This is a genomic window from Rhodococcus sp. NPDC060084 (genome assembly GCF_042730335.1).
In the GTDB taxonomy this organism is placed as follows: domain Bacteria; phylum Actinomycetota; class Actinomycetes; order Mycobacteriales; family Mycobacteriaceae; genus Rhodococcus.
This window is the reverse complement of the sequence record NZ_JBHWWX010000027.1, coordinates 13,030-27,697: the sequence shown is the minus strand read 5'-3', so window position 1 is coordinate 27,697 and position 14,668 is coordinate 13,030. Positions and strand designations below refer to the sequence as shown.

Genomic DNA, 14,668 nt, shown 5'->3' with positions numbered 1-14,668 from the left:
GAGACGTGCCCGCGCGCTGGTTGTCTCACACCGTTTCCCGGCCTGCCGCTCGGGTACTCGGTGAGTCCTCCGATCCGTTCCTACGAGGAGTGCGCATGAAGTTCGGGTACAAACTCGCCGCCGAAGCCTTCGGTCCCGCCGAACTGGTACGGCAAGCAGTCGCCGCGGAAGCCGCGGGCTTCGATTTCGTCGAGATCAGCGACCACTACCATCCGTGGCTCGACGTGCAGGGGCATTCGCCGTTCGCCTGGTCGGTGCTCGGCGCGATCGCAGCACGCACCGACACCGTCGGGCTCGCCACCGGCGTGACGTGCCCGACCATCCGGTACCACCCGGCGATCATCGCGCAGGCAGCCGCGACGGTCTCTCTGTTGTCCGACGGCCGGTTCAGTCTCGGCGTGGGTTCGGGTGAACGTCTCAACGAGCATGTCGTGGGCCTGGAGTACCCGTCCATCCGGCATCGTCAGGTGATGTTCCGGGAGTCGCTGGAGATCATCCGGCTGCTGTGGTCGGGCGGCTATCACAGCTACGACGGTGAGTACCTCCAGCTCGACGAGGCACGCGTCTTCGACCTCCCGGAGGTGTTGCCCGACATCGTCGTCGCCGCGGGCGGACCCGACGCTGCACGCCTGGCCGCCGAGTACGGGGACGGGCTCTTCACGACCGAACCGTCGTCCGAGCTGGTCGAGACGTATCGGAGCGCCGGCGGAACCGGGCCACGCTACGCGGAGATGTCGGTGGCGTGGGCACCGAATGCGGACGACGCCGCGGATGCGGCGCTGCGCACCAACCGGTGGGGTGTCACAGGATGGAAGGTGATGAGCGAACTTCCCAATCCGGTGAACTTCGCCGCGGCGACCGAGACGGTGCGTCGCGAAGACATGCTCGAGAACTTCGTGTGCGGCAGTGAGCCCGAGGCCTACCTCGACCTCGCACGCACTCACGCCGACGCCGGCTACGACCATCTCGTGTTCATGAATGCCGGACCCGACCCCGACGGCTTCCTCTCGTTTTTCCGCACCGAACTCCTCGAATCGCTGCGCGCCCTCCCGGCATCCGGCTGATCGTCACGATTCACCGGGTCTTCACCACATCCGACCAGGTAGTCTTTTACCGATCAGGCCTGTCGGGGGTCTCGTTCGCAGCCCCGGCATCCAGCTGGGCAATCGTCGAAGGAGCTTGCGTGAGTATCCCCGCCGCCGGTCGCGTCGGCGTACCACAGTGGCGTGGTCTCACCTGTGCTCTCGCACGACCCCGGTTGTTCGCCGCACTGGACCGCGGTTCACCTCTGACGGTGCTCGATGCGCCTCCCGGTTTCGGCAAGCGCACCCTCGTCGCATCCTGGCTGCACGGTGGCGGCGCCGAGGGCCGGACGGTGGTGTGGGTCCCTCCCGACCACGCGAACCCTGGGCACCACGCGACATGGACGGCTGTCCTCGAGACTCTGCGGGCACACGGCGACGATGCGTTCCCGCACGCCTCCGGTCCGGACGAACCGGGAGCCGACCCGTTCACCAGGGTCGTGCACGCGTTCCGGTCGTGTGAGGGGCCGGCTCTCCTGGTCCTTGCCGGCGTCTTCGATCCCGCGACCACGCTGCCCTGCGTCTACGAACTGCTGAACCGGTGTCCCTCCCTCGACGTCATCGTGTGTTCGCCGGGGACCACGGACACCGACCTCTCCGGCGCCACCGAGCAGGGGATCGACTGCACCTACATTCCCACCGAGCAGATGGCGTTCACGCCGGACGAGACGGCGACGTTGTTCCACACGGCGGGTGTGCCGCGGACCGACGCCGAGTGCCATGCCCTCAACCGCGCGTTGGGCGGCGTCCCCGCACATCTCGCCGCGTCCGTCACCCTCGTCCGCTCCGCACCCGGGCGACTGGTCGACCCCGACGGCTCACCGGACCCGCGTCTTGCCCACATGATGAAGCGCTACGCCGCGGCGCGTCTCTCCGAATTGGACGACGAGTCACGCGCTTTCGCGCTGACGATCGCGGCAGCGCGCAGCACCGACGCGACGACCGCCGTCGAACTCACCCGGCATCCGGATCCCACGACGGTGCTGAACCTCATGACGATGCGGGGGCTGCTCGTCGCGTCCCGGCCCAGCGGTGTCTGGCGGTGGACCGAGGCGGTCCGCTCCGCAGTCCTCGAGATTTCTCGCACTTCACGACCGGGACACGTCGACGCACTGCTGGTGGAGTTGGCCAGGCGGCATCGAGGCGACGAGAATCCGGTCGAGGCCGCTGTCTACGCCGTCGAAGCCGAGGATTGGGAGATGGCGAAGGAGATCGTCTTCTCGTCATGGGTCACCATGGTGGACAAGCACTTCGGTTCACTCGTGAGAATCCTGCGCCGCCTGCCGGTGAAGACACTCGACGAATACCCGTCGATCCTCGCGGGACGAGCGCTGTTCAGTCAGATGCTCGACGAGCACGCCATCTTGCACACGGCGCTACCGTCCGACCCCGCCGATCTCCGTGAACTCGGCAGGACGAAGGACGCTCCCCATGCGTTGTTCGTCGGGACGGTGCAGACGCTGGCGCTACGTGTGGGGGGCCGGGTCGACGATGCAGCAACGCGGACACTGAACCTCGAGCCGCTGGTCGAGTCCATCCTCGAGCATCAGCCCGACTCGATCGCAGCGCACCTTCCCGTACTTCGCCTGCAGTGGGCCATCACGCTTCAGCTCGCGGGAATGCTGGACCGGTCGACCACCGCATTCCGCCGCGCCTACCGGGGCGCGCACGCGTCGGGAATCACCTTTGCGGTCCAGAACGCGGCGGGCAGTTCGGCGTTGAACTGGGCAGTGACGGGCGATAACCCGCGTGCTCGCGAATGGCTCGATATCGAGCAGCGCGCCGAACCCACCGAGGGGCACTGGGGGCCGGTAGTCCGCATGGGCGGCCGGGCGGCGACGGTATTGCTCCATCTCGACTCGCTCGATCTGGAGGCCGCGACCCACGCGCTCGATGTGCTCGGGACCCCCGGTGAGTCCGAAGAACTGTGGGCTTTCGTCGCGTACTGCCGGGCGTACCACTCTCTCGCCGGGGGCAATCCGTACGACGGACTGACCGGTGTGCACCAGCTGATCACGTCGCATCGCGACCGCCACAGGTCCGGCTCATTCTCCCGGGTGCTCCTCGGCGCGGCGGAAGTGGATCTGCAACTGGCTCTGGGTAACGGAAACCTCGCCCTCGCGCGCGCCGAAGAGGATTCCGCGGGCCACCCCGTGCTGATCGTCCCGTGCGCGCGGGCGGAACTTCTGACCGGCCATCCCGATGCAGCGCTGACGAAACTCCGTCACGTGCCGTGGCCGGAATGCGGTTTTCCTCGCGCACATCTCGAAGCACTGCTCATCGCAGCGGCGTGCCACCTCCACCTGGAGGATCATGCGGGCGCCGTGCGCGACTGGCAGCGCGCCTGCACTCTTGCACCGACTCTCCGGAACCGGCGCGCATTCACCACGGTGCCGGCGCGCACCGTGGCCCGGTTGGAGGAGCTGAGCGGCATCGCGGTACCCGGAGGGCCGGTCGACGCGGTGTTTGCGGAAACGGTGCCGCGCGCGGAATTGTCGCCGCGCGAAACCGACGTCCTGGTCCTCCTCGCGCGCGGCTCGACGCACGCCGAGATCGCCAGGGAGTTGTTCGTCTCCGCCAATACGGTCAAGACCCAGCTGCGCACCGCCTACCGCAAGCTCGGGGCACACTCGCGCACCGAAGCTATCGGGCGCGCCCGCGAACTCCGGTTGCTGCCCCTCGACCGGGAGTCGTGACCGCGGAATCGGCTCCGGCCCGGTTTCCCTTCCCGGCGACCCGCATGTCGACTATCCACACCGCGGCGGTACACAGCGACAGTCCGACACCGAGCAGGAACACCGCCGTCCACCCGCCGAACGACCAGGCTGCGGCCCCCAGCGCCGATCCCGACGCCGCGCCGACGAAGTACGTCGTCATGTACACCGAGTTGAGCCGCGAGCGCGCATCGGGATCGAGCGCGTAGACGATGTTCTGGTTGGTGATGTGCACCATGCTCACGGCAAGGTCGATCGTGACCATTCCGACCACGAACCACACCAGCGACACCGCACCCGCCGCAAGTGCCGCCCACGACATGACGAGCACCGCGATCCCGGCCGCGGTCGTCAGAGCGCCGAGGCCCCGGTCGACGAGCCGCCCGACCACGGAGGCTGCGACAGCGCCGACCACCCCGGCAAGTCCGACGAGACCGATCTCGAGTTCTCCGAGCCCGTGCTCCGGACCGGACAACAGGAACGCCATCGTCGAGAACATCGCGCTGATGGACGCGAAGCTGAGCCCACCCATCAGGGCACGGGTGCGCAGCCGTGGGTGCTCGAACACCAGCGTGCCGAGCGACCGCAGTGTCGCACCGTAGCCCTGGCGTGCCGTCGGCGTCGTCGCCGGCAGGACGCGCCACAGAGCGAGCGCGACGACCGCGGTGAGGACTGCGCCGATGCGGTACACGGTGGACCAGCCGCCGACTTCGGCGAGCATCCCTGCGACACTCCGCGCGAGCAGGATGCCCACCAGCAGGCCGCTCATCACCGTGCCCACCGCAGCGCCGCGCTTCTCGGGGGTCGCGAGGGTGGCCGCGAACGGCACGAGCACCTGCGCGGCGACGGAGAACAGCCCCGCCATGGCGGTCCCCACCATGAGCACACCGATGCCGGGTGCGAAACCGCTGATCCCCTGGCCTGCCGCGGCCGCCAGCATGAGCGTCACGGCGAGCCGCCGCTGGGGAAACACGTCCCCGAGCGGTACCAGGAAGATCAGCCCCAGTGCGTAGGCGACCTGCGCGACGGTGACCGTCGCGGCCGCCGCCGAGTGCGACGTGCCCAGCGCGGTCGCAATCGACTCGAGCAGAGGCTGGTTGAAGTAGTTGCCGCCTACGCACAACCCCGTCGCCACCGCCATGAGCAACAGCACGGGGGTGGTCAGCACGGGACGGGACTCCGAGGCATACCCACCACAATCCCTCTCGCCGCGCGTGGCTGTCCAACCGATCAGCGGCGGGCGGCGCCCAGCACGACGAACCGGCCGTCGCGGTCGATCCATTCGCGGTGCACAACGAAGCCGGCGCGGTCGAGTTCCGCTCCGAGCCCGTCCAGCCGGAACTTCGCGGAGATCTCGGTGCGGATCTGCTCGCCCTTGTCCAGCGACACCTCGAGATCGAGTCCCGGCACCGACACCGTCATCGGCTCCGTCGCCTCGAGCCGCATCTCGATCCATTCGTTGTCCGGGTCCCACACGGCACGATGGACGAAGCGATCCGGGTCGAAATCGGCGCCCAGACGGTTGTTGAGCACTCGCAGTACGTTCCGGTCGAACTCCGCGGTGACTCCGGCAGCATCGTCGTAGGCCGGGATGAGCACCTCGGGATCCACCACGAGCCCCGCTCCGAGCAGAAGCCACTCGTCGCGGTCGAGGATCGACGCGAGTCCGGAGAGGAACGCGGCCCGTTCCTCGGGCACCAGGTTGCCGATCGTGCCCCCGAGGAAAGCCACCATCCGGCGTCCTCCCGAGGGAAGATGCTCGAGCGATTCGGTGAAGTCACCCACCACGCCGTGTACCGACAGCCGTGGGTACTCCACCGACAGCTGTGCCACCGCGGTGCGCAGAGCCGGCTCGGAGACGTCCTGCGGTACGTAGGTGTGGAGGTACGGTTCGAGCGCATCGAGCAGCACACGGGTCTTCTCCGAGGAGCCCGACCCCAGTTCGACGAGCATCTCCGGCCGCGCCGAGTCGGCGATCTCCCCCGCGAATTGCCGCAGCAAACCGAATTCGGTGCGGGTCGGGTAGTACTCGGGCAGCCGCGTGATCTCTTCGAAGAGTGTGCTGCCGCGCGCGTCGTACAGCCACGTGGGCGAGAGATATTTCGGGGTCGACGTCAACCCTCGGTAGGCATCGGCGCGGAGCTTCTCGTCGAATTGTTCGGGTTCGAGATAGACGTCGACTGTCATGGAGCCTTGACCTCCAGCGGGGAGACGATGAGCTTTCCGGGTATCGCATGGACGAGATGGCGGTCGGGCACCGGCTGCCAGCGCAGGTCGTCGTCGTACGGTTCCGAGGCCACGATGGCGACGTCTTCGTCCACAAGGGTCCACAACGAGTGGTACCACGCCGTCGCCCACATCTCGGACCCGTTGCACAACAACAGGTTCAGCCGGGATTCGGGAGCGGCACCGATGATGTCGCGCACCAGGGACATCAGAGCGATGTCGGGTGTCCCCGACCGAAGCCGGTGGCGCAACAACATCCACAGGGCCGCGGAGTCGGTCGGCGCGTCGAGTTGCAGCAAGTCTTCGACGGGCAGCGTGGACGCGAGAGAGGCGAGGGATCCGGGCCATCCTCGGACCACCCCGTTGAGGCTGAACCCCCAGCGCGCTTCACCGAACGGCGCCGCCGCGGACCGTTCCACCGGCATACCCTCGGTGGCCGATCGCAGCGCGACCATCAAGGCACTGCCGCGTATGCCCGACAGCCCCTCTCCCACAAAGGGATCGGACCAGATCGGTGAGGCCGACCGGTACCGGCCGAAAGTTCCGTCGTCACGCCACCAGCCCACTCCGAAACCGTCGGCGTTGATGGTGCCGCCCCCACGCATGTCGCGGGGCGCGAACGACTGGCGAATCAAGGAGTGCGGGCCGCGATGGACCAGCTCGGCAGCTCCCGTGGCCGGTCCGAGATAGCCCAGGTGCCTACACATTCGGCTCCCCGGCACCGGCCGGGTCGTATGCGAGGCGGAAACCCGCGAAGATCTGGCGTCGGACCGGAAGATCCCAGTTGCGGAAGGTTCCCCGGCACGCGACCGAGTCGGTTCCGAACGAACCGCCGCGCAGTACCCGGTAGTCGTTCCCGAAGAACACTTCCGAGTACTCCCGGTACGGGAACGCCCGGAAGCCCGGGTACGGCTCGAACGGTGAGGAGGTCCACTCCCACACGTCCCCGATGAGCTGGTGGACGCCGAGCGGTGACGCTCCCGCCGGATATGCCCCCACCACGGCCGGGCCGAGGTGACACTGTCCGAGGTTCGCATGCTGGGGGCCGGGCTCCTCGTCGCCCCACGGGTACGCGCGGCTGCGACCCGTGGCGGGATCCCACCGCGCTGCCTTCTCCCACTCGAACTCGGTCGGCAGGCGGCCACCCGCCCAGCGGCCGAACGCCTCGGCTTCGTAGAAGCACACGTGCACCACCGGTTCGTCCGGGTGCAGTTCCACGATCCGTCCGAACGACCGCCGTGCACGCCGGCCCGCAGGATCGTGGGTCCAGAACCGGGGCGCCTCGAGCTCGGCGTCACAGCGGTGTCTCCATCCCGGCTCGGACCAGAATTCGGGTCGCCGGTACCCGCCGTCCTCGACGAATTCGAGGTAACGCCGGTTCGACACCGGCACGGTGTCGATCGAGAACGCGGGCACGTGGACGCGCTGCGCGGGCTGTTCGTTGTCCAGCGCCCACGGATCGCTCGACGTCCCGATCTCGACCTCGCCGGCGGGCACGAGCACCCGGCTCTGCTCCGGCGGCGTTCCCCGCCGAGGCGCCTCCGGGGCGTCGAGCAGCGGTGGCCCCTCGCGCAACTGATGCGTGGCGAGCATCGTCTCGCCGTGTTGCTGCTCGTGCTGCGCGACCATGGCGAAAACGAACCCGTCACGCGTGAGTTCGGAATCGAAACTCCCCTGGTTCAGGGCATCCCAGCTGGCGGCACGGACCTCGTCGACGTAACGACGCGCCTCGTCCGGCCCGAGCAGCGGCAACTCGGGCCGAGTCGCGCGGGGATGCAGGAACGCGTCGTACAGGTCGTCGATGCCGCTTCGTAGCGGCGGCCGGCCCCCGACCTTCCGCACGAGCCACTGCTCTTCCTGGTTGGCGATGTGCACGAGATCCCAGACCAGCGGGCTCATCAACGGCGAGTGCTGCGCGGTGAGCTCGGAGTCGGGGAGATCGGTCAGCGATCTCGTCCGAGCGCGCGCACGCTCCAGGTGCTGACGGAGCCGGGTACGCGCGGCCGTCACCGCCCGGTCACCTCCGGCGCACGTCCCCGCAGACATCGGGCAGCGGCGGCGTCGAGAGCGCTGGTGAAACGCATGTCGCGCGAGGATTCCGCGGCGAGCGAGAGCAATCCTGCTGCGGCGGCGCGCAATTCGACCGCCCCGAGCCCGACTCGTGCCGCCTCGCTCCACATCTCCCGAACAGGAGCTGCGACTGCAGTGGCTTCCTGCGTCACCGCCGGTGTACTGAGCAGCGCCTCGATGGCGGCCACCGGTACCTGCCACAGGTCACCGGGCTGGGCATCGATGTATCGCACCTCGAGGTGTCCGCGTGGCCGCACCGGAGGGAACAGCGTCGTCATGTGGTAATCGAGATCGCCGACGGTGGGGCGGCGGCCGATCTCGGCGTCGAGACTCCCGTCGAGCCAGTCGGCGAACGTGGCGCCCGGTGGAGCATGCCACTCCGGTTCGCCGGAACGCACGCACGTCAACGGCGCATCGATCACCCACGCCGGATAGCCGGCTGGGTCGGGCACATCGATGAGTTCGGGGTCGAGCGCCAGCCACGCGCGCATCCGTTGCGACACCCACTCACCGTCCGGAGCGCCCCGCATGCTCGGCGAGCACGCGAAGGCGGCGATCATCGCCGGGCCCATGGCATGCAGCAGCTTCCAGCGGCGGTCGATCTCGTCGTCGTTCTCGCCGGCATCGACACTGACCTGCACAGCGGCGGTGTTGTTCATCATGAGCCGGCCCATAGGCCCGATCCGGTCGTAGCGCATTTCCATCGCCCCGTACCGGGGAGTGTGGAGCAGCCGCTGAGGGGGCCGGATCGCGTCGGAGGCGCCGTCGAGCATCGTCACCGAACGACGCGCGAGCAGCGCGCGGAGCATCCTCGCGTCGGCGCTGAGCCGATCGCATACCTGACGCGCGGAGGTGCAGGGCGCACTCGACAGTTCCACCTGACCACCGGGCTCGAGGCTCACCACACTGCCCGACGGCAGCGGTCTCTCCGACGACGGCGGCAGGACCGTCCGGGGCGCATGTGAGCCGAGCGCATCGACGAGGGAGGACAGTTGCGGGCGCGCGGCCGTGATGTCGGCACGCGCCGTGAGCCACTCGAGTTCGACGCCGATCAGGCGTGGTGGACCGGCACGGAAGCTCACGTCCCGGACGTGCTTTTCGGCAGCTCCGCGTGTCCCGAGTCCCGCCCGAGCGTGCGATACCGGAAAATTGATCGACATCACCACTCGATTCACCCCCCACGGCTGCCTGACAAGGTCTGCGAACGAGACTAACGCGCGTGGGCACGCAACGCGGGGAGATCGCCTCCGCGCGGCAGGCAACCCGGTGGGATTCCGGTGCGGCGGGATACTGTCCGAGACGACCACGCCGACGTGCGGGAGGGGATGTGCCGATGCTGGATCTCGAGCAGGCGCGCCGGGACACACCCGGATGCTTCGAACGCGTGTTCCTCGACAGCGCCGGTTCGTCGCTTCCACCCACCCCGGTGGTCGACACTGTGGTGTCGCACCTGCGGCGGGAAGCCGAGGTGGGCGGATACGTCGCGGCGAACGAGCGGCGCGGCGATCTCGACGCGGTGAAGACCTCGCTCGGCCGTCTGCTCGGCGCGCCGGCGGAATCCATCGCACTGTCGGACAGCGCGTCGCGTGCGTGGACATCGTTCTTCTACGCGGTGCCGTTGCGGCCCGGCGACAGAATCCTCCTCTCCCGGGCCGAATACGCCGCGAATGCGGTTGCGGCACTGCAGCGTGCACGAACGACCGGGGCTCACGTGGAGGTGGTTCCGTCCGATCCGTCCGGACGCATCGACCTCGATGCGCTGACCGGGATGCTCGACGAGCGTGTCCGGCTGGTGTCCGTCGTACACGCTCCCACCAACGGAGGGCTGGTCAATCCCGTGCGGGAGGTGGCCGATGCCGCCCACGCGGTGGGCGCACTCGTACTGCTCGACGCGTGCCAATCCGTCGGCCAGTTGCGGGTCGACATTCCCGAACTCGACGTCGACGCGCTCTCCGGAACCGGCCGCAAGTGGCTACGGGGGCCTCGCGGCACGGGCTTCCTCTATGTCCGGCCGCGCCTGGTCACCCAACTCGAACCCGCGATGATCGATCTGCACAGTGCGGTGTGGACGGCGCCGGATCGCTTCGACTACGCGCCGGACGCCACCCGGTTCGAGATGTGGGAAGCCGACGTCGCCGCACGACTGGGACTGGGCGCGGCCGTCGATTATCTGCTCGGTCTCGGGGTCGACGAGGTGGTCGACGCGCTCGGTTATCGCGCCCAGCACCTGCGCGACGGTCTCGATCGAATCCCCGGCGCGACCGTGCGAGATCTCGGTGACCGGCGCAGCGGAATCGTCTCGTTCACGCTGGACGGCTGGGAACCGGACGCGGTGCGGGACGCTCTGGCGCAACGGTCGGTGACGGTGACGGTGAGCCACCGCAGTTCGACGCTGCTCGACATGTCGGCCCGCCGTCTCGAGGCAGTCGTGCGGGCCTCCCCGCACTACTTCGTCTCTCCGGCAGACGTGGACCGGTTCCTGTCGGCCGTCCGCGACCTCGCGGCGCGCTAAACGGTCTCCACCTGCGCGGGTTCGCGTCCGAGGTGCCGATCCGGTAGAGTGGATCGAGTTGTCTCGGCGAGGGTGGACCGCATCTGTCGGATCACCGTGATCGACGCGGCCGCGGCTTTGATGAGCACCTGCTCCTGTCGCGCGTGCCGGCCCACTTGCCGAGAACACCCGACCACGAAGTGCCATCAGCGTAGGAGCCGTTACATCATGTCCGACGAGAACAATCTCGTAGCCAGCGTCCGCACCGAGTTCGGCAAGGGCGCCGCGCGCCGTGCCCGCCGCGACGGTCAGGTCCCCGCCGTGCTGTACGGCCACAACACCGACCCGCAGCACCTCGCGCTCCCCTCGCGTGAGTTCGCCGCCGTCCTGCGTGCCCACGGCACCAACGCCATCCTGACCCTGGACATCGACGGCACCGAGCAGCTCGCGCTGACGAAGTCCGTCGTCGTCCACCCGATCCGCCGCTACATCGAGCACGCCGACCTCCTCGTCGTGAAGCGCGGCGAGAAGGTCACCGTCGAGGTGCCCGTCGTGCTCGAGGGCGAGCCCGCCAGCGGCACCCTGGTCGTCAACGAGGTCAGCACCATCAAGATCGAAGCCGACGCGATGAAGCTCCCCGAGGAGATCAAGGTCTCCATCGAGGGCGTCGAGGCCGGTACCCAGATCCTCGCCGGCGGCATCGAGCTGCCGTCGGGCTCGAGCCTGCAGGACGATGCCGATCTGCTGATCGTGAACATCGTCGAGGCTCCGTCCGCCGATGAGCTCGAGGGCGAAGAGGGTGCCGACGAGGCTCCCGCCGCCGAAGAGGCGGCAGAAGAAGAGGCCTGAGTCTTCACCGGCTCCCTGTGAAGTCACTCGTGCGGCGCGTCATCCTCCGGGGTGGCGCGCCGCACGTGGTTGTAGATGCACGGAAGGAACTGCACGTGAGCGAGGACACCGCGCTCGTCGTAGGGCTGGGAAATCCCGGGCCGAAGTACGAAAACACCCGGCACAACATCGGTTTCATGGTGGCCGACGTGCTGGCAGGCCGGGTCGGTGGCAAGTTCGGTGCCCACAAGCGCAGCAATTCCGACATCGTGCAGGCACGGCTCGACGGTCGTCAGGTGATCATCGCCAAGCCCCGCACGTACATGAACCTCTCCGGGGGCCCGGTCGCGAGCCTCGCCAAGTTCTTCTCGGTCGACCCGTCGAACATCGTGGTGATCCACGACGAACTCGATCTGGACTTCGAGACGATCCGTCTCAAGCAGGGCGGCGGTGAGAACGGGCACAACGGCCTCCGGTCGACGTCCTCGGCACTGGGCACCAAGGACTACGTGCGTGTCCGGATGGGCATCGGGCGCCCTCCCGGCCGGCAGGACCCCGCCGACTACGTGCTCAAGCCGTTCTCCACCACGGAACGCAAAGAGCTCCCGGTGTGGTGTGAAGAAGGCGCCGACGCCGTGGAACTCGTGCTGCGACTGGGGCTCGAAGGCGCCCAGAACCGCGTGCACTGATACAGAACCGTCGGACGGGCGCAGTCGAATCCGCCCGAAACGACCCTACGAGTTGCCGAGTAACATGGACGAGTTGCCGGCGACAGCCGCACCAGTCCCGCTTCGAGAGGTTTCCGCGTTGAGCACCCCGCACGCTTCGGCCGTCAGCGAATCCACCGGAGTCCCGAAGCCCGGATCCGGTAAGGAAGTACGGGCCGAGGCCCAGCGCCGCCGTACGTTCGCCGTCATCTCCCACCCCGACGCCGGTAAGTCCACGCTCACCGAGGCCCTCGCTCTGCACGCGAAGGTGATCTCCGAGGCGGGCGCCGTGCACGGAAAGGCCGGCCGCAAATCGACCGTCTCCGACTGGATGGAGATGGAGAAGGCGCGCGGCATCTCCGTCAGCTCGACGGCACTGCAGTTCAACTACACCTCCTCCGAGTCGGCTCGCGGCGACGACGGAAGCGAGACGGTCAACGTCATCAACCTCGTCGATACGCCCGGTCACTCCGATTTCTCGGAGGACACCTATCGCGTGCTCACGGCTGTCGACGCGGCCGTGATGCTCATCGACGCCGCGAAGGGCCTCGAGCCGCAGACCCTCAAACTGTTCCAGGTGTGCCGTCACCGCGGCATCCCGGTGATCACCGTCATCAACAAGTGGGACCGGCCCGGTCGCGCACCGCTCGAACTGCTCGACGAGATCGACGAGCGCATCGGCCTGACCCCCACTCCCCTGTTCTGGCCGGTCGGGATCGCCGGTGATTTCCGCGGCCTGCTGCGTCGCGGCGAGGACGGCACCGCAACCGAGTACATCAAGTTCACCCGCACCGCTGGTGGCGCGAAGATCGCACCCGAAGAGCACCTGTCGGTGGACCAGGCGTCCGACCGCGAGGGCGATATCTGGACCGAAGCCGCCGAGGAGTCCGAACTTCTCTCGGCAAGCGGTCAGGACCACGACCAGGAGATGTTCCTCGCCGGACAGACGTCCCCGGTGATCTTCGCGTCGGCCATGCTCAACTTCGGTGTCCGGCAGATTCTCGACACGCTGGTGTCGCTGGCACCGCCGCCGCGCGCCCGGATCGACATCGAGGGCAACCCGCGCAACGTCGACGATCCGTTCAGCGCGGTGGTGTTCAAGGTTCAGGCCGGTATGGACACCGCACACCGCGACCGGCTCGCCTTCATGCGGATCGTCTCCGGTGTCTTCGAACGCGGCATGGTGGTCACGCACGCCCAGACCGGGAAGCCGTTCGCCACGAAGTACGCGCTCACCGTCTTCGGGCGTGAACGGACCACGGTGGAGAACGCCTACCCCGGGGACGTGGTGGGTCTGGTCAACGCAACCGCGCTCGCGCCGGGCCACACGCTGTACGTGGACAAGAAGGTGGAGTTCCCGCCGATTCCGTCGTTCGCCCCCGAGCACTTCGCGATCCTGCGCGCCGAGAGTGCGTCGAAGTACAAGCAGTTCCGCAAGGCGGTCGATCAACTCGACTCCGAAGGTGTCGTGCAGATTCTGCGCAACGACATCCGCGGTGACGCCTCGCCGGTCATGGCGGCAGTCGGTCCGATGCAGTTCGAGGTCGTCGCGGCGCGGATGAAGGCCGAATACAACGTGGACCCGAAGATCGAGCCGCTGGGATACGCGCTCGCGCGACGGACCGACACCGCATCGGAAGACGAGCTCAACCGTCAGCGCGGGGTCGAGGTGTTCACACGGTCCGACGGTGTGCTGCTCGCACTCGTGAGCGACAAGTGGCGTCTGCAGTACATCGAGAAGGAACACCCGGACCTCACGCTCGAACCGCTCGTCGCCGCGACCGACTGACGGAATCCCGGCGGACGCACCCGGTGGGTGCAACCTGCGGACTTTACTGATACTTTCCCTTCCGTCGATCCGACGTATCGGGTGGAATCAGGAGCAACGATGAGCGACGACGCACCGGCCTCGGCTGGGGACGGACTGCCGTCCGGTAGGCCGGGGGACGCAACCGCACGGTCCGGAGGACCGAAACGGTCGGGCACCTTCGTCTACCCGTTGCCGAGCACCCCTCTGCCCAGCAGCACTCCGCTCACCGGCACGGTCCGGCCGGACTCGGCCGGGAAGTCCGCTCCGGGTGTGTCCGGAGCGAACACCGAGAGCGAGCGCGCGATCGACCGCGACCCGGCCGGCGGGGTGGACGCCGGCATCTTCGACGAAGGGACGACCCTGGTGAGCAGCACCAGCACGAACGGCACGGTCAACGGTGCGGGAACCGCAACCGACGGTGCCCGCACCACCACCGCGACGTCCTCCGTCACCGCGCCGACTCCGTCCCGGCGGAACTCGATGGGTGTGGCCTCGGTCCGGATCGCAGCCCGGCTCGCCCAGAACGAACTGGGAACCTCGGGTGGTCAGGGCGACCCGATCTCGGACAACGACGAACTGCTCACCCTGCTCGGCGAGTACCTGGTCGCCGGCGGGCTCGAGAAGCCCGAACTCCACGTGACCCTCGGTGGTCAGACCATCGTGGTGGACCTGCAGACTCCGCAACGTCACGCCCGCTGACCGGATCCCCGGCGGCGCGGCACGACGCGCGCGCTGCCGGA

Annotated in this window: 12 protein-coding genes; 7 read left to right on the top strand and 5 right to left on the bottom strand. The window is 68.2% G+C overall.

The window, feature by feature from the left end; all coding sequences use genetic code 11:
• Positions 1-95: 95 nt before the first annotated feature.
• Complete coding sequence (locus tag ACFWBU_RS14670) at positions 96-1,064, top strand: TIGR03557 family F420-dependent LLM class oxidoreductase (protein ID WP_169621506.1); 969 nt, start codon at positions 96-98, stop codon at positions 1,062-1,064.
• Between the two features lie 119 nt (positions 1,065-1,183).
• Positions 1,184-3,778: a LuxR C-terminal-related transcriptional regulator gene (locus ACFWBU_RS14665; protein WP_378528597.1), complete on the top strand. Its 2,595-nt coding sequence runs from the start codon at positions 1,184-1,186 to the stop codon at positions 3,776-3,778.
• Here the strand turns inward: ACFWBU_RS14665 and ACFWBU_RS14660 are convergent.
• From ACFWBU_RS14660 to egtA, 5 genes are all read right to left on the bottom strand, one after another.
• Positions 3,726-4,937 carry an MFS transporter gene (locus tag ACFWBU_RS14660; protein WP_378528607.1) on the bottom strand — a complete coding sequence of 404 codons (1,212 nt, stop codon included), beginning with the start codon at positions 4,935-4,937 and terminating at the stop codon, positions 3,726-3,728. The genes ACFWBU_RS14665 and ACFWBU_RS14660 overlap by 53 nt on opposite strands.
• A gap of 89 nt (positions 4,938-5,026) precedes the next feature.
• The gene (gene egtD / locus ACFWBU_RS14655; RefSeq protein WP_169621503.1) at positions 5,027-5,983 is read right to left on the bottom strand and encodes an L-histidine N(alpha)-methyltransferase; all 957 of its coding nucleotides are present in this window, start codon (positions 5,981-5,983) and stop codon (positions 5,027-5,029) included.
• A complete protein-coding gene (gene egtC / locus ACFWBU_RS14650; protein WP_169652530.1) occupies positions 5,980-6,729 on the bottom strand; it encodes an ergothioneine biosynthesis protein EgtC in 750 nt (249 codons plus the stop codon). Before egtC ends, egtD begins: the two co-directional genes overlap by 4 nt.
• Positions 6,722-8,068 (bottom strand): ergothioneine biosynthesis protein EgtB, encoded by a 1,347-nt coding sequence (gene egtB / locus ACFWBU_RS14645; RefSeq protein ID WP_378528596.1) that lies wholly within the window; start codon positions 8,066-8,068, stop codon positions 6,722-6,724. Before egtB ends, egtC begins: the two co-directional genes overlap by 8 nt.
• On the bottom strand, positions 8,029-9,252 hold the full coding sequence (gene egtA, locus ACFWBU_RS14640) for an ergothioneine biosynthesis glutamate--cysteine ligase EgtA (RefSeq protein ID WP_296551008.1): 1,224 nt from the start codon (positions 9,250-9,252) through the stop codon (positions 8,029-8,031). Before egtA ends, egtB begins: the two co-directional genes overlap by 40 nt.
• 173 nt (positions 9,253-9,425) lie before the next feature.
• Between egtA and ACFWBU_RS14635 the strand changes: the two genes are divergently transcribed.
• From ACFWBU_RS14635 to ACFWBU_RS14615, 5 genes are all read left to right on the top strand, one after another.
• Entirely contained in the window at positions 9,426-10,604 is a 1,179-nt protein-coding gene (locus ACFWBU_RS14635) for an aminotransferase class V-fold PLP-dependent enzyme (protein ID WP_169621702.1), read from the top strand.
• Between the two features lie 207 nt (positions 10,605-10,811).
• Positions 10,812-11,432: a 50S ribosomal protein L25/general stress protein Ctc gene (locus ACFWBU_RS14630; protein WP_169621499.1), complete on the top strand. Its 621-nt coding sequence runs from the start codon at positions 10,812-10,814 to the stop codon at positions 11,430-11,432.
• A 95-nt stretch (positions 11,433-11,527) separates the two neighbouring features.
• Positions 11,528-12,100 carry an aminoacyl-tRNA hydrolase gene (gene pth, locus ACFWBU_RS14625; RefSeq protein WP_169621498.1) on the top strand — a complete coding sequence of 191 codons (573 nt, stop codon included), beginning with the start codon at positions 11,528-11,530 and terminating at the stop codon, positions 12,098-12,100.
• A 118-nt stretch (positions 12,101-12,218) separates the two neighbouring features.
• Entirely contained in the window at positions 12,219-13,907 is a 1,689-nt protein-coding gene (locus ACFWBU_RS14620) for a peptide chain release factor 3 (RefSeq protein ID WP_169621497.1), read from the top strand.
• A 99-nt stretch (positions 13,908-14,006) separates the two neighbouring features.
• Positions 14,007-14,627, top strand: a complete 621-nt coding sequence (locus ACFWBU_RS14615; protein WP_169621496.1) for a hypothetical protein — start codon at positions 14,007-14,009, stop codon at positions 14,625-14,627.
• Positions 14,628-14,668: the final 41 nt, after the last annotated feature.